Source organism: Lysinibacillus sp. NPDC056959, assembly GCF_042674095.1.
GTDB classification, from domain to species: Bacteria; Bacillota; Bacilli; order Bacillales_A; family Planococcaceae; genus Lysinibacillus; species Lysinibacillus zambalensis.
This window is the reverse complement of the sequence record NZ_JBHURE010000010.1, coordinates 89,701-111,526: the sequence shown is the minus strand read 5'-3', so window position 1 is coordinate 111,526 and position 21,826 is coordinate 89,701. Positions and strand designations below refer to the sequence as shown.

23 protein-coding genes and 1 pseudogene are annotated in these 21,826 nt (G+C 36.1%); 18 read left to right on the top strand and 6 right to left on the bottom strand.

Going from position 1 to position 21,826, the window contains the following annotated elements:
- The first annotated feature begins 12 nt into the window (after nt 1–12).
- The 9 genes from ACFTQ7_RS13790 to ACFTQ7_RS13750 all read left to right on the top strand — a co-directional run bounded on the left by ACFTQ7_RS13790 (nt 13) and on the right by ACFTQ7_RS13750 (nt 7,064).
- Complete coding sequence (locus ACFTQ7_RS13790; RefSeq protein ID WP_386829407.1) at nt 13–1,062, top strand: type IV pilus twitching motility protein PilT; 1,050 nt, start codon at nt 13–15, stop codon at nt 1,060–1,062.
- Nucleotides 1,059–2,264: a type II secretion system F family protein gene (locus ACFTQ7_RS13785; RefSeq protein ID WP_386829405.1), complete on the top strand. Its 1,206-nt coding sequence runs from the start codon at nt 1,059–1,061 to the stop codon at nt 2,262–2,264. Before ACFTQ7_RS13790 ends, ACFTQ7_RS13785 begins: the two co-directional genes overlap by 4 nt.
- 107 nt (nt 2,265–2,371) lie before the next feature.
- Nucleotides 2,372–2,821: a prepilin-type N-terminal cleavage/methylation domain-containing protein gene (locus ACFTQ7_RS13780; RefSeq protein ID WP_386829404.1), complete on the top strand. Its 450-nt coding sequence runs from the start codon at nt 2,372–2,374 to the stop codon at nt 2,819–2,821.
- 101 nt (nt 2,822–2,922) lie between these two features.
- Nucleotides 2,923–3,894 (top strand): type IV pilus biogenesis protein PilM, encoded by a 972-nt coding sequence (gene pilM / locus ACFTQ7_RS13775; RefSeq protein ID WP_386829402.1) that lies wholly within the window; start codon nt 2,923–2,925, stop codon nt 3,892–3,894.
- Entirely contained in the window at nt 3,894–4,493 is a 600-nt protein-coding gene (locus tag ACFTQ7_RS13770) for a PilN domain-containing protein (protein ID WP_386829400.1), read from the top strand. Before pilM ends, ACFTQ7_RS13770 begins: the two co-directional genes overlap by 1 nt.
- On the top strand, nt 4,490–5,215 hold the full coding sequence (locus tag ACFTQ7_RS13765) for a potassium transporter (RefSeq protein ID WP_386829399.1): 726 nt from the start codon (nt 4,490–4,492) through the stop codon (nt 5,213–5,215). Before ACFTQ7_RS13770 ends, ACFTQ7_RS13765 begins: the two co-directional genes overlap by 4 nt.
- Nucleotides 5,216–5,274: 59 nt before the next feature.
- Complete coding sequence (locus ACFTQ7_RS13760; protein ID WP_386829397.1) at nt 5,275–6,027, top strand: prepilin peptidase; 753 nt, start codon at nt 5,275–5,277, stop codon at nt 6,025–6,027.
- A gap of 88 nt (nt 6,028–6,115) precedes the next feature.
- Complete coding sequence (locus tag ACFTQ7_RS13755) at nt 6,116–6,838, top strand: gamma-glutamyl-gamma-aminobutyrate hydrolase family protein (protein ID WP_386829396.1); 723 nt, start codon at nt 6,116–6,118, stop codon at nt 6,836–6,838.
- Between the two features lie 28 nt (nt 6,839–6,866).
- The gene (locus tag ACFTQ7_RS13750) at nt 6,867–7,064 is read left to right on the top strand and encodes a hypothetical protein (protein WP_386829394.1); all 198 of its coding nucleotides are present in this window, start codon (nt 6,867–6,869) and stop codon (nt 7,062–7,064) included.
- Nucleotides 7,065–7,334: 270 nt separating this feature from the next.
- Here ACFTQ7_RS13750 and lexA read toward each other — a convergent pair whose 3' ends face one another.
- A complete protein-coding gene (lexA, locus tag ACFTQ7_RS13745) occupies nt 7,335–7,952 on the bottom strand; it encodes a transcriptional repressor LexA (protein ID WP_349659644.1) in 618 nt (205 codons plus the stop codon).
- Between the two features lie 163 nt (nt 7,953–8,115).
- On the opposite strand from lexA, the gene yneA reads away from it, so the two are divergent.
- Together yneA and ACFTQ7_RS13735 are read left to right on the top strand one after the other, a co-directional pair.
- On the top strand, nt 8,116–8,433 hold the full coding sequence (gene yneA / locus ACFTQ7_RS13740; RefSeq protein ID WP_386829392.1) for a cell division suppressor protein YneA: 318 nt from the start codon (nt 8,116–8,118) through the stop codon (nt 8,431–8,433).
- Nucleotides 8,430–9,095: a YneB family resolvase-like protein gene (locus ACFTQ7_RS13735; protein WP_386829390.1), complete on the top strand. Its 666-nt coding sequence runs from the start codon at nt 8,430–8,432 to the stop codon at nt 9,093–9,095. The genes yneA and ACFTQ7_RS13735 overlap by 4 nt, the downstream gene beginning before the upstream one ends.
- Before the next feature lie 303 nt (nt 9,096–9,398).
- On the opposite strand, the gene ACFTQ7_RS13730 is transcribed toward ACFTQ7_RS13735, so the two are convergent.
- The 5 genes and pseudogenes from ACFTQ7_RS13730 to ACFTQ7_RS13710 form a co-directional block, all read right to left on the bottom strand.
- Nucleotides 9,399–9,938 carry a DJ-1/PfpI family protein gene (locus ACFTQ7_RS13730; RefSeq protein ID WP_386829388.1) on the bottom strand — a complete coding sequence of 180 codons (540 nt, stop codon included), beginning with the start codon at nt 9,936–9,938 and terminating at the stop codon, nt 9,399–9,401.
- 314 nt (nt 9,939–10,252) lie between these two features.
- A pseudogene (locus ACFTQ7_RS13725) lies at nt 10,253–11,402 on the bottom strand (RNA-guided endonuclease InsQ/TnpB family protein).
- Between the two features lie 648 nt (nt 11,403–12,050).
- Nucleotides 12,051–12,548, bottom strand: coding sequence for a GNAT family N-acetyltransferase (locus tag ACFTQ7_RS13720; protein WP_386829386.1), 498 nt, complete (start codon nt 12,546–12,548; stop codon nt 12,051–12,053).
- Nucleotides 12,549–12,602: 54 nt separating this feature from the next.
- Nucleotides 12,603–13,040 (bottom strand): DUF3021 domain-containing protein, encoded by a 438-nt coding sequence (locus tag ACFTQ7_RS13715; RefSeq protein WP_386829385.1) that lies wholly within the window; start codon nt 13,038–13,040, stop codon nt 12,603–12,605.
- Between the two features lie 5 nt (nt 13,041–13,045).
- Complete coding sequence (locus ACFTQ7_RS13710) at nt 13,046–13,498, bottom strand: LytTR family DNA-binding domain-containing protein (protein WP_386829383.1); 453 nt, start codon at nt 13,496–13,498, stop codon at nt 13,046–13,048.
- Between the two features lie 244 nt (nt 13,499–13,742).
- On the opposite strand from ACFTQ7_RS13710, the gene ACFTQ7_RS13705 reads away from it, so the two are divergent.
- The 7 genes from ACFTQ7_RS13705 (at nt 13,743) to ACFTQ7_RS13675 (ending at nt 21,791) form a co-directional block, all read left to right on the top strand.
- A complete protein-coding gene (locus ACFTQ7_RS13705) occupies nt 13,743–14,375 on the top strand; it encodes a CPBP family intramembrane glutamic endopeptidase (protein WP_386829381.1) in 633 nt (210 codons plus the stop codon).
- A 260-nt stretch (nt 14,376–14,635) separates the two neighbouring features.
- Complete coding sequence (locus ACFTQ7_RS13700; protein ID WP_386829380.1) at nt 14,636–15,469, top strand: MerR family transcriptional regulator; 834 nt, start codon at nt 14,636–14,638, stop codon at nt 15,467–15,469.
- A gap of 77 nt (nt 15,470–15,546) precedes the next feature.
- On the top strand, nt 15,547–16,689 hold the full coding sequence (locus tag ACFTQ7_RS13695) for an agmatine deiminase family protein (RefSeq protein WP_386829378.1): 1,143 nt from the start codon (nt 15,547–15,549) through the stop codon (nt 16,687–16,689).
- A 663-nt stretch (nt 16,690–17,352) separates the two neighbouring features.
- Entirely contained in the window at nt 17,353–17,586 is a 234-nt protein-coding gene (locus tag ACFTQ7_RS13690) for a DUF896 domain-containing protein (protein ID WP_079560654.1), read from the top strand.
- Nucleotides 17,587–17,946: 360 nt separating this feature from the next.
- Nucleotides 17,947–19,941, top strand: coding sequence for a transketolase (gene tkt / locus ACFTQ7_RS13685; protein WP_386829376.1), 1,995 nt, complete (start codon nt 17,947–17,949; stop codon nt 19,939–19,941).
- Nucleotides 19,942–20,124: 183 nt separating this feature from the next.
- Nucleotides 20,125–21,111 carry a serine hydrolase domain-containing protein gene (locus tag ACFTQ7_RS13680; protein WP_386829374.1) on the top strand — a complete coding sequence of 329 codons (987 nt, stop codon included), beginning with the start codon at nt 20,125–20,127 and terminating at the stop codon, nt 21,109–21,111.
- A gap of 20 nt (nt 21,112–21,131) precedes the next feature.
- Nucleotides 21,132–21,791, top strand: coding sequence for an HAD family hydrolase (locus tag ACFTQ7_RS13675; RefSeq protein ID WP_386829372.1), 660 nt, complete (start codon nt 21,132–21,134; stop codon nt 21,789–21,791).
- Nucleotides 21,792–21,826: the final 35 nt, after the last annotated feature.

Below are 21,826 nucleotides of genomic sequence, written 5' to 3'. Positions count from 1 at the left end.
TGTGAATCGTTCATGACAACATGTAGAAATATCGATGAGCTATTAACACGCGCATTTGAAGAAAAAGCGTCTGACCTTCATTTAACAAAGGGGATCCCACCCATCTATCGTATCCATGGACAACTAGAACATTATGGGAGTGAACTCCTAACTTCTGAAGAATTACAGACAATGGTGACAACTATTTTACCTGAGCATAAATTGCAAGAGTTTCATGATAAAGGGGAAACCGATTTTAACTATTCATTGCAAGGGAAATGTCGTTTTCGTGTAAATGCCTATCATCAACGCAATGAAGTGACAATCGCTGCCCGTTTGATTGAAGCAAAAATTCCTTCTATTGAATCGTTAAATATGCCACAGATACTCTATCAATTAGCAGAAAAGCCACAGGGTCTTATTTTAGTAACAGGTCCAACAGGTTCTGGTAAATCTACAACACTCGCTGCAATGATTGATCATCTTAATGAAACAACATCAAAGCATATTATCACGCTTGAGGACCCGATTGAATATTTACATACACATAAAAAATCCGTTATCAATCAACGTGAAGTAGGGGTGGATACTCAGAGCTTTGCCAATGGTTTGCGTGCTGCTCTTCGTCAAGACCCCGACATTATTTTAGTAGGCGAGATGCGTGACTACGAAACAATTTCAACAGCCATTACAGCGGCAGAAACGGGCCATTTAGTGATGGCGACATTACATACAAGTAGTGCTCCGACTACGATTGATCGTATTATTGATGTTTTTCCACCACATCAGCAGGGTCAAATTCGTGTGCAACTAGCCAATGTTTTAGTGGGCATTATTTCACAGCGTTTATTTGTACGTAAAGATGCCACGGGGCGAATTGCTGCAACTGAAATATTAGTACAAGCACCATCTATTTCAAATTTAATTCGAAATGAAAAAGTTCACCAAATTCCTACTGTTATGCAGACGAATAAAGCGTTAGGTATGCATACTTTGGAATCTTCGATGCAGCAGCTAATCGCCATGGGGAGAATTTCATTGGAAGACGCAAGGCCATATATGAATGCGGGGGATTATAATTGACCGTTTTTCGATATAGTGGACGCACAAAAACTGGTGCACACAAAAAAGGAATCATCGATGCGACTAACAAAAAGGTAGCACTTGAAAAATTACGAGCACAAGGCATTAATGCCCGTGAGCTGGAAGAGTCTAAAAGCATTTTACACAAAGACTTAAACATTGGCGGTAAAGTAAAGCACCAGGATTTCGTTATTTACTGTCGCCAATACGCAACACTAATCCGTGCTGGCGTTTCAATTGTAGAGGCAACACATATTTTAAGTTCGCAAACCAAAAGTAAAGCATTGAAAAGAGCTTTACAACAAGTGGAAGAAGATATACGAGGGGGTACAGCATTTTCAGATGCAGCCGCCAAGCATCCTAAGGTTTTTCCAGTAATGTTTATTAATATGATGCGCTCAGGTGAGGCAACGGGGAATATCGATGAGACGTTAGAGCGTTTAGCAGGGACACTTGAAAAGCAATTCAAAATTAAGAAGAAAGTACAATCAGCATTAACATATCCAGCTATTTTATCTGTGCTAACAATCGCGGTAGGTATGTTTTTAATGATCGTTATCGTTCCGACGTTTATGGCTACTTTTGAAGAAATGGACATAGAAATGCCAATATTAACGGTTGTTGTTGTCAGTATTTCAGATTGGTTAATAGCATACTGGTATGTTGCAATTGGGATTCTCATATTGTCGATTCTTCTATTTCGATTTTTCTATAAAAATAATAAGCAATTTCATTACAATGTGAACTATGCATTATTAAGATTGCCTGTATTTGGTATTTTAATGCAAAAAAATGTAATCGCTCGTATGACCAGAACCTTAGCATCCCTCTTCAGTAGTTCAGTGCCCATTCTACATGCACTAACTATTGTCGAAAAAGTAGTAGGGAATCCAGTTGTAGGAAAAGTTGTACTGGAGGCAAGAGATAACCTAGAAAAAGGCGGGACATTATCTGAGCCACTAGAAAAAAGTTGGCTATTCCCTCCTTTAGTAACCCAAATGACTTCTATCGGAGAGAAAACAGGTTCGCTTGATTATATGCTCGAAAAAATTGCAGATTTCTACGAGGAAGAAGTAGATCGCTCCGTTGATACATTAAAATCGCTCATAGAACCATTGATGATACTCGTTTTAGCAGCGGTTGTAGGAGTGATTGTCGCAGCAATTTTCTTACCAATGTTCGCATTATACGAAAATATGTAAGCGTTCTAACTATAAAGGGGGTGGTATAGAAAAGACGGTAGTAGTTGTTGTTGAAGTAGGTGTACATATTTTCGGACTAATTATAACAATTATAAGGAGGAACACCGATGTTCAAAAAAATCATGAACAAAAAACTATTAAAAAATCAAAAAGGGTTAACGCTAATCGAGCTATTAGCGGTAATCGTAATTCTTGCTATTATTGCGGTGATAGCAATTCCTGCGATTGGGAATATTATTAGTAATTCTAAAGATAAAGCGATTCTTTCAGATGCTGCTGGTGTCCTGGCGGGTGCAAAAATTGCTATTGTTGATGGAGCTTGTGGTGAACCAAATAGTGCAGGTACTATTACCTGTGACGCAAAAGTACTTGCAGACGTTTTTGAGGGTGATTTAGATACTAATGATAAAGTGGAAAAAACAGGGAAAAAATATACTATAACTTATAGTAAATTAGCAAATATTAAAAATGAAGATAAATTTACTATCAGTGGTCTTTATACAGCTAAAGATAAAGAAATAACTGAAAAAGCTTTAAATAAAGTTATGAATAAGTAATGATCTTTCAAAGAACATCCAATTCGCAAATTGGATGTTCAAATGAAAGATTAATATATTTGATTTTTGTTATAAAAATCAAAAAGGAGGCATCTTTTCACATGTTTATAAAAAAGAAAAAATCGCATGTGTCGATTGAGATAAAGGATTATATATTACGTGCGATTGTAGCAAAAGGTGCTGATCCGTCGCAATGGAAGGGCTATGAAATGCCATTAGCACAGGGAATGGTTGAGGGTTCTGTTATTCATGATGAAATGGAATTGTTTGATGTCATGAAAAATGATGTGGCAAAATGGGCAGGCAAAAAGCAAAATGCGCGTATTTTTGTACCGGATACTTCCGTTTTGTTAAAGAGCTTTGAGCATCCTGATGATATAGAGTGGCATGAATTAAAAGGGTATGTGGAGATGGAGCTTGGTCAATCTATTCATCTTCCATTCCAAGATCCACTTATTGATGTGTATGATCCAAAACCTAGTGATGGGCAGGCGATGCTATTTGCAGCACCTTCAGAAGAAGTGACGAAAATGATTGGACTTTTACTCGATGCTTCATTAGAACCTCAAGTAGCAGATATTCGTGCATTGTGTAATATTCGTCTGTTAGAGTATTTGCAATTAATAAAAGATAATCGAACTTATTTAATAGCGGATTGGTCCATCAATGAATTGTCGATAAGTATTTTTTCGTTTGGTCAATTGGAATTTTTACGGTACCAATCATTTGATACAGATTTATCGGAGTGGAAGTTTGAAGAAAAAGAGGAGTTTAGTTTTTCTTATCGTTTAGATGCCGAAGACGATTATCGTATCATTCTTACCGATCAAATGCTTGAAATCGATCGTATCATGAATTTTTTTAAGTTTTCCTTACATAAGGGTGAGAAAAGTGTCGATGAGATTATCATTTTAGGAGATAATCCACTACTTCCTACCATTGAAGAGTTTTTAGAAAATAATTTTATGACACCGATTATTATGTTAAATGATTCAGTCATTCAAAAATCATTTCCTCAATTTTCAGAGAAATTCGCAAGTTTAATTGGACTTGCGTTAAAGGAGGTTAACTGATGGTACCAGAAATAAACCTCTTACCGGATTTAGAAAAAAAGCATTCAACACCTACTTTAATCTATGTAGTATTTATAATTCTTATTGGTATGATAGTAGGATATATGATTTTCTTGTTTTTCCAAGCAAAAAGTGATCTTACAAAATTAAGTGCGCAGGAAGTGGAGCTTTCATCCCAACACGAACAACTTCAAACGGAGTTAGATGTAAAGCGAAATGTGAACGAAGGCTCATTGGAACAATCTGTACAATTTGTGGAAAAAGTCTCGTATCCAGTGACGCCCTTAATGGATGAAACCCAAGTATTGTTACCAGAGCAAACGTATTTAAGGGATTATGTATTTGGTGAAAAAAATGTTGAGGTTACGGCTGATTTTGAAACAATGTCAGCCATATCATCTTATTTAGAAAAGCTAACAGCAAGCCGTTATTTCAATGATATTCAGGTTGATACTATTTCTAATTTTGATTTTGATGTATCTATAGGAAATCAAGAGGAAGAAAATACTAAGAACAAGTTTAAGGAAGTGCCACGTTATTCGGTAACGATTACATTAGGAATTGATTTTAAATTTCTCGCTGGAGGTAGAGAATCATGACTAATAGTAAAAATTCAACGATTCTTATCTTAACAGCTTTCATTGCAGCCATTTTATTTGCGCTATATTACTATTTAGTAACACCTAAGTTAGAAGAAGTAGATGCGAAGGAAAGTTCAATTAGCTCCCTTCAACAAGAAATGTCTACTATTCAGAAGCAGATTGCTTTAATTGAAGAGAATGGCAAATCAGCTAGTGCAAGTAATTTAACATTACATAAAAAAGTACCTCAAACTCGAGCTATTGATGAAGTAATTCGAAATATTGAAGAGATTGAAGCGGTGACGGGGACACGGGTAGAAGCTATGGATTTTAATAATTATGATTCACTCGTAATGGATTCTACTATGACAGATCCCAATTTGACAAATTCTGAGGAACTGGCTGATACAGAGCAATCTGCAACTGAAGCGGATGAACAAGCTACTGCTAAGAATGATGAATCACCTGAAGCGAAAGATAAAATACCATCGGCTACTTTCAATAAAGATTCCTTACCAAAGGAATTAAAATTAGTAACATTTAATATTGATGTTGTTGCACTGGATAATAATGCGATGGTTGAGTTTATAAAAGAGATTGAAAAAATTGATCGTGTGATGAAAATTGATGCTATCGATTTCACATTGACTGGTGAAGAAGAGAAATTCCAGGAGGACGCCGATCCAACCTTAAAATCTACCATACAAGTAACGACGTTCTATTATGAAGGACAACAATAGATTGATTGGCGCGCATACTTCCAATGTATGGGCGTCTATTAGTATAGGAGGAAATAAAAATGGAGATTGCTTATACAATTACAGTTTTCATATTTGGGCTCGTTTTAGGCTCATTTTTTAATGTAGTTGGTTTACGTGTGCCTCTGAAGGAGTCCATTGTGCGTCCACCCTCGCATTGCACTTCTTGTAAGAGACAGTTGACGGCATTTGATTTGGTACCTGTTTTGTCCTATGTATTTCTTGGGAGAAAATGCCGAAGCTGTGGGCAAAAAATTTCTTGGCTTTATCCATTGATGGAACTTATAACAGGCATGTTATTTACATTTGCTTATTGGAAATTAGGCTTTAGTGCAGAATTTTTTGTAGCGCTATTATTTATTTCATTATTAGTCATTATTGTCGTGTCGGATTTTGCTTATATGCTTATACCCGATAAAGTGCTATTATTCTTTTTACCATTGCTAGTTTTGGGACGCGTCATATCTCCTTTGTCTCCGTGGTGGGACAGTATAGTTGGTGCTTTGGTAGGTTTTGGCATATTATATTGTATAGCTGTCCTATCAAGAGGTGGAATGGGTGGTGGCGATATTAAATTATTCTTTTTACTTGGTCTTGTACTCGGGACAATACATGCACTTCTAACGCTATTTTTAGCTGCTGTCATTGGCATGATTGTTGGAATAGTAATGTTAAAAGTACGCGGACAGGGAAGAAAAACGCCTATACCATTCGGACCTTCTATTGCTTTAGCTGCTCTTATTATCTATTTCTATGGGGATGCGTTGATGAATTGGTATCTTGGATTTTGGTAATTAATCAGTGGGGGAGTCCTTCGATGATTAATAGTCTTCAAGCTTTTATAGGTAGTTAATGCTAGATAAAGATCATGGAGGGGATAAGATGAAACCAATTATCGGAATAACAGCCTTTGCGGAGGATGATTTGTCCTCAAGATTAAATGCTGCTTATAGCAAAAGTATAATTGAAGCTGGGGGTGTACCTCTTATAATTCCGATTGGAGTTGAAGAGGATGTAGCACAAATTTTATCGTTGACGGACGGATTATTACTATCGGGCGGACATGATGTACATCCATTTCTTTTTGGTGCAGAACCTACACCAAAGTTAGGGAAGATTCATCCGGAAAGGGATTCAGTAGAACTTTCATTGATTGAAGCGGCCTCTATTCGGAAAATGCCGATTTTCGGGATTTGTCGAGGGATTCAAATGCTGAATGTTGCATTTGGAGGCACACTCTATCAGGACATTGATAGTGAATATCATAGTAAAAAATTAATAAAGCATACGCAACAAGCGGCACGGGGCGTTGCTACACATCATGTTCATCTAACACCGGATACATTATTAACAACAATTATCGAGGAAGAAAAAATAGCGGTAAATTCATTTCATCATCAGGCAATAAACGCAGCAGCAGAAAAATTGAAAGTGGCAGCTAAATCAAGTGATGGTATCGTTGAAGCCGTAGTACACGAAGATTTACCATTTTGTCTAGCAGTACAATGGCATCCTGAAGAGCTAGCCATTGTAGGAGATGAAGCATCAAAAAAATTATTCTCTGCATTTGTAAAGGCGAGTTTGAAATTCAAGGTAGAGGCATAAAACTTTATAAGCATTACGGAATAGAATTTTGTATCAATGGCAAGATAACCTTGGTGATAAACATGAAAAAATAGATGTATGCCATAAAAGCGGCTCATCGGACGCCCCTAGGAAGCTCTGCGCGAAAGCGAAGCGTCAGCGGCAAATGTTTTCTGTAGCGAAAGCAAAGCGGCAGCAACAAATGTTTTCTGTAGCGAAAGCAAAGCGGCAGCAACAAATGTTTTAACTGTGCGAAAGCGAAGCGGCAGCAACAAATGTTTTAACTGTGCGAAAGCGAAGCGGCAGCAACAAAGCACCCGGCCGGAACGAAAATCACCCCCACGTTATGGGGATGAGCTTTTTTAAATTAACTAAAGACATTGCTAGAGGGAAGAATCCATTATACAGTGGGTTCTTTTTTAGTGTATAAAAAGGCACTCAAAAAATAAGAAAAAAGAGGTATATGCCCATTTGCGAACATAAAATCCTCTTTTTATACGTTGCTATTGAGATACTTTTAATGAACACGGCGATAAAGACCTACAACATGGCCCAAAATAGAAACTTGGTCTACGATAATTGGCTCCATTGTTGCGTTTTCAGGCTGTAAACGGAAATGACTTTTTTCCTTAAAGAAACGCTTTACTGTTGCTTCATTCTCTTCAGTCATTGCTACTACAATATCACCATTATCAGCTGTAGATTTTTGTTTAACAATAACTAAATCTCCGTCTAAAATGCCAGCTTCAATCATTGATTCACCCATAATTTCTAGCATAAATAACTGATCTTCACTTGTACCATAAATATCCGGTAGTGGGAAATATTCATCGATATTTTCAACAGCAGTTATCGGAGAACCTGCAGTAACTTTCCCAACAAGTGGGACATGTATAACATGTTGCTTTTGAATAGAATCCTCTGGCTCTAGAATTTCAATGGCACGTGGTTTAGTTGGGTCGCGTCGGATTAAGCCTTTTTGCTCCAAACGAGCTAAATGTCCATGAACTGTAGAGCTTGAAGCAAGTCCAACTGCTTCACCAATCTCACGTACAGATGGTGGATACCCCTTTGTGCGTACCTCTTCTTTAATGAAATCTAATATGGCCTCTTGTCTTTTCGAAACTTTTTTCATGATTGCTCACCTCTTTTTTCTAGTCATTCTACTTATTAGTAGTATAGCAGAATGCGAACACTTAAGCAAACATAGGTTCGAAAAGTGTTTGACAAAAACGTTTGTTCGCATTATTATAAGAACATATATTCCGAACGAACATTCTTGAAAAGGGGTTATTCACATGAACTGGTTAAAAAAAAATCCACATATTACAACTTTATTAGGAGCTTGTCTACTATTTACAGCATATCTTTTTATAACAGATCCAGGGGATGTCACATACGCAGAAATTGAAGTCGAACATGGTGATAGTTTATGGTCGTTAGCCGAACAATACCGTGGTAAAATGAAATCGGATGAATGGATTAAGCTTGTTAAGGCCGAAAATGAATTATCGAACGTACGAATTATTGCAGGTAATTCTCTAGTGATTCCAGTAGTGGGTGACGACCAACCCAATTCTATAAATTCAATTGAAATTGCGAGAAATGTAAAATGATAACAAAACAACAATCGGCTGTTGTCTATTGCCGTGTGAGTACAGAAAAAGAGACACAAAGCTCCTCATTAGAGCGACAGGAGGAGGAGTTAGTACGCTATGCTAAAGAACAGGGCTACGAAGTGAAACTTGTTTTTAAGGATAAGCATAGCGGTTATGATGTGGAACGAGAAGGATTACTAGAAATGCTCGATTTCATAAAAGAAAAAGAAGTAACAGCATTATTTGTGCAGGATGAAACACGTTTAGGACGTGGAAATGCTCGAATGGCCGTTTTGCATTTATTGCAGAAAACTGAAACTAATGTTTTCTCTATGCGAGACGCGGGACCTGTACAATTAAATGAAATGGATACGATGCTCCTAGAAATTTTAGCAATTGTAGAGGAGTACCAGCGTAGAATCCACAATGCTAAAATACGTCGTGGCATGCGTCGGGCAGTTGAAAATGGCTACCGCCCTGAAAATAATTTATCTAACCGAGGAAACCCAAACGGCCAGGAACGTAAAGATGTCCCTATAGAAGAGATCGTTAAACTCCGCAATCGAGGCTTCACATTTGAGGAAATAGCTATGACTCTTAGGGGGCTAGGCTTTGACGTAAGCAAAGCCACTGTCCATAGGAGATATCGGGAACATTTAGAGGGAAACGAAATAAAGTAACGTTTTAATCAGTGGGAGTTTTCCTACTGATTTTTTTCTTTTTAAAGGCTTTATATGAAGGTGAAGGAACGAGTAGTGACGGATAGAACAGTGAAAATGGTGGATAGAATCGGCAAAGTGACGGATAGAACAGTGAAAAACGTGGATAGAAACGCCAAAGTGGTGGATAGATTGGACATTTTGGAAATAAAATAAGAGAAGTAGCCATTTCTACCTCTCTTGCTCAATATTCTCTATAATGTTTGAAAAGCAACTTGCCATCTTTTACTGTAGTAATCTTTCATATCAATTAGAGCTATTTCGTTATTCTCGGTACCAATTTTCATCAAAAGAGAGATGTAGGGCTTTACCCACAGTAATACCAAATTGTATAAAACCTCTACCTCTTGCAGTTATGATGTTTCCATCTTGGACAACTAGGTCTTCAGAGAAATGATTAAGATCGAAGAAGTCTAATTTTCTTATAACTTCTAGCGGCAATCCAACAGTATACTTTCTGTTTTTTAATACTCCGGCTTTCGCTAAAAGAGATGGAGAACTAGAGATACTTGCAATTGTTGCTCCTTTGGCATTCGCATTACCAATAAAATCAATTAATTCTTGCTCATTTATTAGGGAAGCTATATCCATACATCCAGGTAGCAACAAGCTATCAATTTCGTCAAGATTAACTTCACTTATTTGTGTATCGGCTATACAAGATAACCCAGATTCCCCTTTGATTTTTTCAGTGTTTAACCCAACAGTAACAATGGGTTTATCTCCTTGCATTAATATAGATAATGCTACACTCAATTCATATTCACTAAATTGGGGATACAATAATATAGCGGTCTTTTTCATATAGTTCTCCCATCTATTTTAAAACGAAGATTTAGAACTCGACTTATCAGAATAACGAAAATATCTTATACCCATTCCTCATCTAAGACAGCATAGTAGTATTCATCCGATACGAAAAATATATACATTTCTTAAAAAATGTAGCCATCTCTACTGTGACACAACTTATATCTTCCGACTTTCGTATGTGTGTCTTCCTTATTCTCCGAGTCTGATTTCGCAAAAAGCTACTGCCATTTAGTATGACTCTCCAAAGGCTTAAATTCCGCAGTATCGTTGCGTACACATCTAAGGCTTAGCTTCAGTTAAATTCCTTAGATCGAGTAATTTGCTAAGGTAATGCTTGCGTTCAAATCTCTATCCAACTTTAATCCGCAAGAGCAGATAAATAATCTGTCTTTCAATCTCAAATCGATTTTGATTTGTCCACAACTAGAACAAGTTTTGAATGATGGATACCACCTGTCAGCTTCAACAAATTCAATTCCGTATTTTTGACATTTGTATTGAATTTGCCGTTTGAATTCATATAGCTTTTGCCCAGCTACCGCCTTCGCCAGATGTTTATTTCTCATCAACCCTTTTACATGTAAATGCTCCATTACAATACGAGATGGCTTGGTTTTCACAATCTCATTAGAACACTTATGTAAATGATTTGTTCGGATATCGTTAAGTCGCATATATAAATTACGGATTGCAGTGTTTTGTTTTTGAATATTTTTCATATTCTTTAAAGGTATTTTATAGGTTGGCTTTCGGTTTTTAGTATACTCTTTCGTGTTGGCCTCAAGCTTCCGAGCTAGTTGTCGTTGTTCTCGTTTCAACTTTCGCTCTAATCGTTTGACTTCTTTGGTTTTGTTGATGTTCTTTTTGAACTCACCATCAGAACAAACTGCCAATTTTTCAATACCTACATCAATTCCTAAACTTTCGCCTTTCAAATCATATGGTTCAAATTCTTGCTCATATCCGATTTAAGAACCAATTTCGTCCGTCAAATGAAATGCGTGGATTTGAATATTTATGACCTTTTTTAAGCCTAGGAAGCGCATTGCAAGTTTTCACATTGCCAATCTTTTCACCTCTAAAACCTTCATTTGTTCGTTTTAAACTTTCGTAATTTACATAAAAACTAACTTTACTTCTTCGTCTGCTTTTGAACCTTGGCTTTTCAGTCAAGCCTTCGAACCAACGCTTTCTAGCGATGTCAGCATCTTTCACCGCTTGTTTCATCACATTGCTCCCGACTTCCTTAAGCCATTTATGCGTTGTTGGTTTCAGTTCGTTATTGATTTTTTTACGAACTTCGCCCTCTTTGACTGTACGCTTCTCGTCATTATAAATACGTTCACTTTCAGCCAAGAAATAATTATAAGCCCATCTCGCAGTCCCCGCAGACTTCCAAAACAAAACCTCTTGTTCTTTAGTTGGCTTTAGTCTTATCTTTGTCGCCATTATCATTGTTTTTCACCTTGACTTGATGTACTGACTCGACAATAGCCAATGACCAACTTTTGTTTAGCAAATTTCCCAATGGACATTAATTCCATGCGTACCACCTCTCTTTCACTAGGATAAAATCTATTACCCTATTTAGAGAGGTTGTTAACATTTTTATAGTTGTATATATTTTTCTTGTTCACACGAAGGCGCAACCCTTCATGCAGTCTTTCTCTCACGAGTAGACCTCTTATGCTTTCACATAAGCGCAGACTATATCTTCATCTTATCCTCTGATAAGAGCCACATTTTTCTTCCGCCATTCGCTTGCGGTTTTACTCTCCCTCAAGGAGATAGTCGTTGAACGTCTTCCTTGTCTCATGAGAGATTTAGGAGTTTCGCTGCTAAACATCCATTGCCAAAGCACTTAGCGCCACCGTTTTCCGTTGTCACGATGATCCTTTACGGACACTGAGTGATTTTTTTCAGCTTATGCCATCCTTGTTGTTTTTTCTGCTTTCGCACCGTTACGTCTGCCGTTTCCAGCTCCACTTTGGTCACAAGGCTTTAGGAGTTAAAAGCAATTAACGTGGAGTTCGCACCAATCGCTTGATACGAAGGGTATTCTGTTATAAATCTATGTTTCTATACAGATTTGTATAGTTTTATTTAAATTCGTCGTAACAGTTTAGTTACCCACCACTCATCTTTATTTGGAATACATTTTTTAAAATAACCCTCGCGTCTCATGCCGATTTTCTCCATCACTTTATAGGATGGGATATTTTCCGGCTGGCAAGTTGCAATAATTCTATGCAGTTTCATTTCTTTAAATCCATAGTCCAGTACAGCTTTTGCTGCTTCTGAGGCGTATCCATTGTTGTAATAGCTCGGATTCAATACCCAGCCAATTTCGTACGTATGATCACCAAAGTATTGATGGAAAACAATATGGCCAATAACAAAATTTTCACTTAGTAAAATAATAGGGAAGTGTTTTGCTTTTTCACCGCTATTTTCTGAAACAAACTTTTTTGCTTGCTCCTCATTAAAAACGCCCTCTGGAATATACTTCATCACAGTTGGATTTGAAGTATATTCATAGACAGCTTGCCAATCTTGAACTTCGAATTCTCTTATTAATAGTCTGTTCGTTTTGATAAACATTTCATTTTCCCCCTTGTATGAAATTTCACATTAGTTTCTTCTCTTAATAAAAAATTATAGGATATTATTTTTATTTATTAGCTCATCAATCTTTTTATTCATTTTTTTCACTTCAGATTGGTTATATAAATAAAATAACAGCCAAATAAGAGTAAAGAGCAAAACACTAATAAATAGCATTAACAAAGTTATTGCTAGAGATGATGTTGGAAGCCAACTTAAAGATAGCGCAACAACAATAAAAGTACCTATAGAAATTGCAAAATGGATAGCTGTTTGTAGTAAAAACGTTAAACGTTCTACTTGGTAAATATCGGATGGTAATACACAAGCTAGTCCCACAATAATTGAACCTAGAGCCTGATATATAAAATCAGCCGTAATAGCTTCCAAAAAAATATCTCCAAAAATCCAAGAACCAAAAAGATTAATCAAAACAAAAACTGTACACCCCATACTTACACCAAACGCTACATTTTTTAAAAAATGCATATATCTTAAACCCCCAAACGCTTTTTAAATTGCTTTCGATAATTACGAGAAATAATTTCTTTGATTCCTAGAACTAGCTCAATTTCCATTGTTCCATTAAATGAAGCTTCGATATTTTTAACTTTTGCTAGATTAATAATTGCAGATTTAGAAATCCGAATAAAATTATTCCCTAATTGTCTCTCTAATTCATATAAAGGTTTATTTAAAATGAGACGATTATCAGCTTCATCATATAAAGCTAATTCTCTTCCTTCCGTTCGAATAACAATTATTGAATTTGGATCAATGATATATGTTTTATTATTTGCTATCCCTGTTAAAATTTGTTCCTCTTGCTCTTGTTGCAATAAAGAAATAGCAGCTTGTATCGTAGGCGTAAGTTTTGCTGTACAAATTGTTACATGCGGCTCTTCATACTCGGAATCTATTTTTACCTCTATTTTCAGCTTGATCACCTCTTGAAAAAAATTATAGCATATCCATCATTTAGGGGAATGCAGGTCATGCTTTGAAAAAAGGCATCTTAGACAATCATAACAACATGTTACTCCGAACGTATTGTTGGCAAATATTTCGTTCGTTATATTGAGTTCAGATAAGATGTACATTAACGAAATAGAGGTCTAAACAAAATTAGAACATGAATTTTTCGAAGAAATGAGTATTCGGCTAGTTCATGATTAGGAGGCTAGGGCTATTATGAATGAATTGACTACTTCAAGTGAAAGAAATAAAACTAGTTGGATCTTAGTAAGTATTTCAACGATGCTTACAACTAGTATCATTTTTTGGTATTTTAATAATCCAGAAGGTTTTACAGAAAATAGAATCGGCTTTAGGGCAGAAGTATTTTCAAATGTTTTTATTTGGGTTTTTTCGCTTTTTATCATATCAGGATACATTGCTTATACAATTGTTGCATTACCTTTCGTAAAAGCACATTTATTTACAATTTCTTGGCTTAAAGTAATTGGAATATGGGCTGCAATTGTAACAGGGATAGTAGAAGAAGTTGTTTTTAGACATGTACTTATGGAATACTTATTAACTATTGGATTTTCAGACGTGACACAAATACTAATTTCAGGGATACTCTTTGGTATTGCTCACGGTGTGTGGCTACTTTTGAAAATGGATTGGAAGTTTGCATTACCTGCTATTATAAGTACCACAATATTAGGAAGTCTTCTCGCAACGCTTTATATTGTAGCTTCACGAAGTACCTTTGCACCAATCGTAGCTCATATTTTAATTAATATGTTTATTGAACCATGGCTAATGTTATCTGCAGTTTCTGGAAAATGGGATGATAACGAAAAAAGAACAAATTGATTATGTATATATGTAAAAATTAATTTTAATGAATGTGTAGAAATGTCAAATGACAGCGTGTCTGGCTATCGCCGCTTGCATATGCATGCCGAAATACCTGTATTGTAGTTTTAGATATACGAGTACTTTTCAAAGTCTTAAGAAATACGCTCTTACTTCACATTCTTGCTTTTTGCGAGAAGCTATTGATATCATAAGCTTCAGACATTTTACTACCGATTTTACCTGGAAAATATAATTACAATAAGTAAGGGAGAAGTATGTACACAATCAGCAGATTTTCACAGCTTTGCAAAATGAGTGCTCGCATGTTACGACATTACGATAAGGAAGAACTTTTGAAACCAGTACTTGTAGATACAACAAACGGTTACAGATATTATGACCAGAGTCAATTAGACACGGCATTACGAATCAAGAAACTAAAAGAATTTAGATTTTCTCTAACCGAAATTAGAACGATCCTCCAATCATCAGACAGTACAATATTTATCGGCATGATACAAACTAAAATAGGTGAAATATCAAACGAAATGAGTCGAAATAGACAGATTATTACGGAGATGCAAGGGTTGATTGAAAAGAAAGTGGACTTATTACATGGAGTAAAAAGATCATATGATATATCGCTTGGAATAAGAAACGAAATCAGTGTCGTAAGTCAAAGATTACAGATTAATATTGATGACATGGACAGGTATATTGATTCCCTTTACGATAACGCGAAAGAAAGAAATATTCAGTTACTCGGTGTACCCTCAACCATTTTTTTTGATGAACAGTTTACCCCTGAACAATGTGATATTGAACTAATGATACCAATCGTTCATAGAAATGACGAAGAAATATCAATGTCAAGTGAATGGCAAATAAAAAAACTTCCCCAAAATATTGTTGCTACTACTTTGCATTTCGGAAGTTATGACTATATCGGATACGCACACATGGCACTTGAAGAGTGGGCAGAAAGCAACGGCTACAGCATGGATGGTCCACCATATGAAACCTACTTAAAAGGTTCAGAATGTGACTGTCTTGAAGAGGAGTATGTGACGCAAATCTGCTTTCCCGTCTTCAAAAAGCAAATGCAATAATTGCTTGACTTTCACACTATGTCAAACCTTATTCTACTTCCAAGAGGAAACTATAAAAACTTAAGGAGATCTTGGTTATGAAAAAATTTATTGTATTTTGCACAGGGGCTGTATTAACGGCTGGGTTCATTATGGGAGGGTGTAATCCGAGTAAAGTAGAGGGAAGCGAATACGTGAAAAAACAATACGTAGGTAAGTATACAATGCCAGATGAAAGCAGCGAACATGAAGGTACGTGGATACAATGGCCACATTCCTTTACATATGGTAAAGGCTATGTAGAAAAGATTGAACCAATTTGGATTGAGATGACGGCTGCCCTTAGCGAAGGAGAAAATGTCCATATTATCGCTTATGATGAATATGAAAAGAATTATATTTATGACCTTCTGTATGATGAGGGTCTAAATATGGACAAAATCGATTTTTATATTGTTCCTACTGACGATGTATGGGCAAGAGATACAGCACCAATTTTTGTATACGATAAAGATAACAATATGAAACTCATGGATTGGGGGTTTAATGGATGGGGTAAGAAAACACCATATAAAAAAGATGCTTTAATACCTAGTGTTCTTAGTAAGGAGTTAGGTATAGAACGAATAAATCTAAACAGGGTGGTACTCGAAGGAGGAGCATTTGAACTGGATGGTAATGGTACTTTTTTATCAACACGTAGTGCTGTTATAAATAAAAATCGAAACCCTAAACTATCAGAATCAGAAATTGAGGAGCATGTGAGAGAAAATCTTGGCGCTACTAACTTTATTTGGTTAGATGGTGTACCAAATCTAGATATTACAGATTTTCATATTGATGGTTTTGCGAAATTCCATGATAAATCTACAATCATTACAATGAAAAAAGATGATTTAGAAGAATGGGGTCTCTCCAATAAGGATATTAAAACATTAATGCGTGCAAAGAATTCTTCCGATAAGCCATATCAGTATGTGTATTTACCAATCAGTAAAAATAATGTAGTTTTAGATAACGGAAAGAATTTGAAGTATAAAGGGTCATACGTAAATTATTATATTGGGAATACAGTTGTGTTAGTTCCGAATTATAATGACCCTAATGACAAAATAGCAAACGATATAATCCAAAAACTATACCCTGATCGTAAAGTAATCGGTATTGATGTAAGGGAGCTTTATAAAGATGGTGGTATGATTCATTGCGTTACACAACAACAACCAGTCAATTTAAAGTGAAAGAGTTTATACACCTAATCTCAACAAAATTGAAATCAATGCTTACCATTATTTAGCGAACTGGATATTGATATGCTCCCTATTAGGTAGACAGATAAAAAATATAAATCTGTTATCTAAGGGGAGTATTTTTTTATGGTCCGAAGTAAGCATCTGAGTTGAAATTAATGATTCTAAAACATGGGTATTTTTCTATCCGTGATATGTAAAAAATATAAAATATCAACAACAAATTTATAAAGTTGCCGAGATCGTCTTTAAATGGAAGGAAAAAAATCGAAGAAGTACCTGAAAGACTACAGTTAAAGCTTATCTATAGAAAAATATTCTTTACAAGAGTGTGTTCAAAACTACTCCATTTCTGATATACGTGTTTTACGAAAATGAATTCATAAGTATTCTAGTCATAGTGAATTAAAAGAATTAGGTAAAGGAATGAAAAAGCTATGACTAAAGGGAGAAAAATAACCATTGATAAACGTATTCAAATAGTAGAATGTTTAAAGCACCCAGAAAATTATCAGTTAACAGTGCAAACTTAGATTGCACCACTTTAAAGAATAAAGTGATACTTGAAAGGTTGGTATTACTGCATTTTCAGGGAATACATGCTATACTTTGCATACCATATTCATTAAGATATGTATTGAAAGGTGTGTAATTATGTTATCAAAAGAAAAAATTAACCGAATCAATGAACTTTCTGCTAAGTCTAAAAATGGTACATTAACAGAGGCAGAAGCTAAAGAACGAACAGCGCTTCGTAAGGAATACCTAGATACATTTAGAGCAACGATGCGTGATACAATTGAAAACGTAAAAGTGGTAGATGCTGAAGGAAATGATGTAACACCAGAAAAAGTTAAACAAGCGAAAAAAAATAAATTTCTAAATTAATGTGTCACATTTAAATCAATTACGCCTCGGCGTAATTGCGTCTGGATTTTGAAATGTGCTTAGGCCTGCACGATCCAGGTCAGTTAGCCGTTTTCGCAGGACGCGAAGGTTTTAGGCTAACAACCTTATATTAATTCCTTTCAAAATCCGGACATCCGCCGGAGGCATTATCTTTATTCAGTTAGTCCTATACGGTTTCGCTGCTGTGAAAATATTAAATTTAAAATAAATATTTCTACTGAATAAAGATAAAGTATGTAATAAAACATAAATAGTATAACAAAAATATTGTTTTCTGAAGCAATGTTGACTAAACTGTATAAGAACAATATATAGGACGAGAAAGGATGTCACAAAATAATGACTCAACATGCGGATCAACTAGCGATTAATGCTATCCGAACTTTGTCAATCGATGCAATTGAAAAAGCAAACTCAGGTCACCCAGGTTTACCGATGGGGGCAGCGCCAATGGCTTATACGCTTTGGACAAAACAACTTCGCCATAATCCGGCTAATCCAAAATGGTATAACCGCGATCGTTTTGTACTTTCTGCAGGTCATGGCTCTATGCTTCTATACAGCCTACTTCACCTTGGGGGCTACGGTTTACCAATGGAAGAAATTCAAAACTTCCGTCAATGGGATTCATTAACTCCAGGACATCCTGAATATGGTCATACTGTAGGGGTAGAGGCAACAACAGGTCCTCTAGGTCAAGGTATTGCTATGACAGTTGGTATGGCAATGGCTGAGCGCCATTTAGCAGCTACTTACAATAAACCTGGACATGACATCGTTGATCACTATACATTTGCACTTTGTGGCGATGGCGATTTAATGGAAGGTGTAGCAGCTGAAGCTATCTCTTTAGCAGGTCACTTAAAACTTGAAAAGTTAATCGTTTTATACGATTCAAACGATATTTCTTTAGATGGTGATTTAGAAAAATCATTCTCGGAAAATGTTCAAAAGCGTTTTGAGTCTTATGGCTGGAACTATTTAAAAGTTGCTGATGGTACAGATGTTGAAGCAATTAACGCAGCTATCGAAGAAGCTAAAAAATCAACTGGCAAGCCAACACTTATCGAAGTGAAAACTGTTATCGGTTTTGGTTCACCAAACAAATCAGGTAAAGCTGCTTCTCACGGTGCACCACTTGGTCAAGATGAGGTCGTTTTAACAAAAGCTACTTATGAATGGGCGCACGAGCCATTCCAAATTCCTGCTGAAGCCTATGATACATTTGCAGCAGCTACTGAAGTTCAAGGAGCACAACCTGAAGAAGCTTGGAATGCTAAGTTTGAAGCATATAAGCAAGAGTTCCCAGAATTAGCGACGCAATTTGAAAACGCAATGAATGGTCAATTACCGGAAGATTTCGCTTCAGAATTACCAGTTTATGAAGCAGGTAAATCAGTAGCAACTCGTTCTTCTTCTGGAGATGCAATCAATGCAATTGCGAAGAAAACACCATCATTCTTCGGTGGTTCAGCTGACCTTGCTGGGTCAAACAAAACTACGATGAAAGACGCTGGAGATTTCTCTGCAGATGATTATGCTGGCCGTAATATTTGGTTCGGTGTACGTGAATTTGCAATGGGTGCTGCTATGAACGGTATGGCACTTCACGGTGGTCTAAACGTATTCGGTGGTACTTTCTTCGTATTCTCTGATTATGTTCGTCCAGCTGTACGTCTTTCTGCATTAATGGGGCTTCCTGTTACTTATGTATTTACACATGACTCAATTGCTGTAGGGGAAGATGGTCCAACACACGAACCAATCGAACACCTTGCATCTTTACGTGCAATGCCTAATTTATCTGTTGTTCGTCCAGCTGATGCAAATGAATCAGCAGTTGCATGGGAGCTAGCAGTAGCATCTGAAAAAACACCAACTGTTTTAGTATTATCTCGTCAAAACTTACCTGTTCTTGACGCATCTATTGATACAGTGCGTGAAGGTGTTACAAAAGGTGCTTATACAGTATCTCCTGCTACAAAAGAAGTGGCAGATGCCATTTTAATTGCAACAGGCTCTGAGGTTTCACTTGCAGTTGAAGCACAAAAAGCACTAAAAGCTGAAGGCATGGATGTGGCAGTTGTTTCAATGCCATCTATGGATCGCTTCGAAAAACAAGACGCAGCTTATAAAGAATCTGTTCTTCCAAAAGCTGTAACAAAACGTTTAGCAATCGAAATGGGCGCATCATTCGGCTGGCATAAATACACTGGGTTTGAAGGGGACGTTCTTGCAATTGACAAGTTTGGCGCTTCTGCACCAGGTGAATTAGTAATGGAAAAATACGGATTCACAGTAGAAAATGTTGTAGCGAAGGTTAAAGCTCTATAATTTATTAAATACCGCAATACTCAGTAAGGGTTAAATCTCCACTGAGTGTTGCGGTATTTTTTTGCGTTAAAAGGATTCCAATTAAGAGACATAAACTTTTATAGTATTATTTTCCATTTAATATACAATGATAGTATGAGTTTTAGAATATTTTAGTGGTGTTCGCAAAAGGGGTGTTTTTAAATGAAGCTACAAAATATAGTTACACAAGTAAAGGGAACTTTTTCTGAATTAGATTGTACAGGTGGCGGAGTCATTATTTATAAACAGGGTCAAACTGTACTAGAAGAATATTTTGGTGTACAAGGGCGACAAAAAGACGCGATGAGGGTAGGTCCACATACTCTTTTTCATCTTGCTTCAGTTCGCAAAACTTATGTAGGATTTGCTGTAGCATATGCGATTTATCATAACTATATTGCCTCAATAGATGATAAATTAAGTGATTATTTAAAAGATGAAAAAGTCTTTGCAGATGTGTCGATTAGACACCTTCTAACACATACTCACGGTTTGCGTCTACAAAATGAAAAAGTAATGAAAGAATTTAAAGCAGGATATAACTGGGCATATCGAGATATCAATGTAGAATTACTTGCCAAAGTTATTTTTAAGGTCACTGGAAAAACTATTGCAGAAATTGTAAATGAGCAAATATTTCAGACATTGTCTTTTACTGAGACAAATTGGTTTAGTGAAAAATGGGAACAACATGTAGAAGTAATACATAATGATAGTCCGTTTTGGTATAAAAGCGATGTATGTGATGGCAGCAAAATGAATATGTATAGCTCTTTAAGAGAGCTGGCTAAGTGGGGACAAGTGCTTCTTGATAAAGGGAGAATGAATGGGAAACAAATGATACCTGAAGAAATCATACAGCTAATGACGACAATTCAATCTCCTAATTCTAAACCAAAGAATCTACCAACTAATGGTTTTTTCTGGTTTGTTCAGCCTCAACAAAGAGCGGGGAATACAGAGTTAAGCCCAGTATTGCCACAAGGAAGCTTTCAACTACTTGGTTACACAAGTGTTGCTATATTGGTAATTCCAAATAAAAATATTGCGGCAGTTCGTGGATTTAATAGCTTTGGTTCACCTAAAGGTTTTGATTACATCAAGGATATTCATGATTTTGGTTCAACAGTGTATCAATCAATTCTATAAAAATAAAAGGAGAGTTAGGTATGAAAAAGTATAGCATTGTTTTATTTGATTTAGACGGCACACTATCTGATCCTAAAGTAGGGATAACGAAATCTGTCCAATACGCTTTACAAAAAATTGGTATAGTTGAAGAAAACTTAAATAAACTTGAAACGTTTATTGGGCCGCCTTTACAAGTATCATTTCGAGAAATATATGGATTGGATGATGTTCAAATTCAGCAAGCGATTGCCTATTACCGTGAACGATTTATCCAAATCGGCATGTATGAGAATAAATTGTATCAAAATATATCCTCATTATTAGAATATTTTCGGAAAGAGGGATATCAGTTAGCGATCGCTACATCTAAGCCAACCGTATTTGCAGAAAAAATTTTACAATATTTCAATCTAGAAGATTTTTTTGACCTTGTCGCAGGTAGTAATTTAGATGGTACACGCTCAGCTAAAGGAGAAGTTATCGCATACGTACGCGAACATTTTGGTGAAGTCAATATCGATCAATTTATTATGATTGGAGATCGTAAATACGATATTGTAGGGGCACGTGAAAATCAAATGGATTCGATTGGCGTTACTTATGGCTATGGCTCACTTGACGAATTATCGGATGTACAAGCAACATACATAGTTAACAGTGTAAACGAGCTTCAAGAAATTTTTAATAGATTAGGGTAAAAAATACGAAACTGCATTGGTAGAAATGCAGTTTC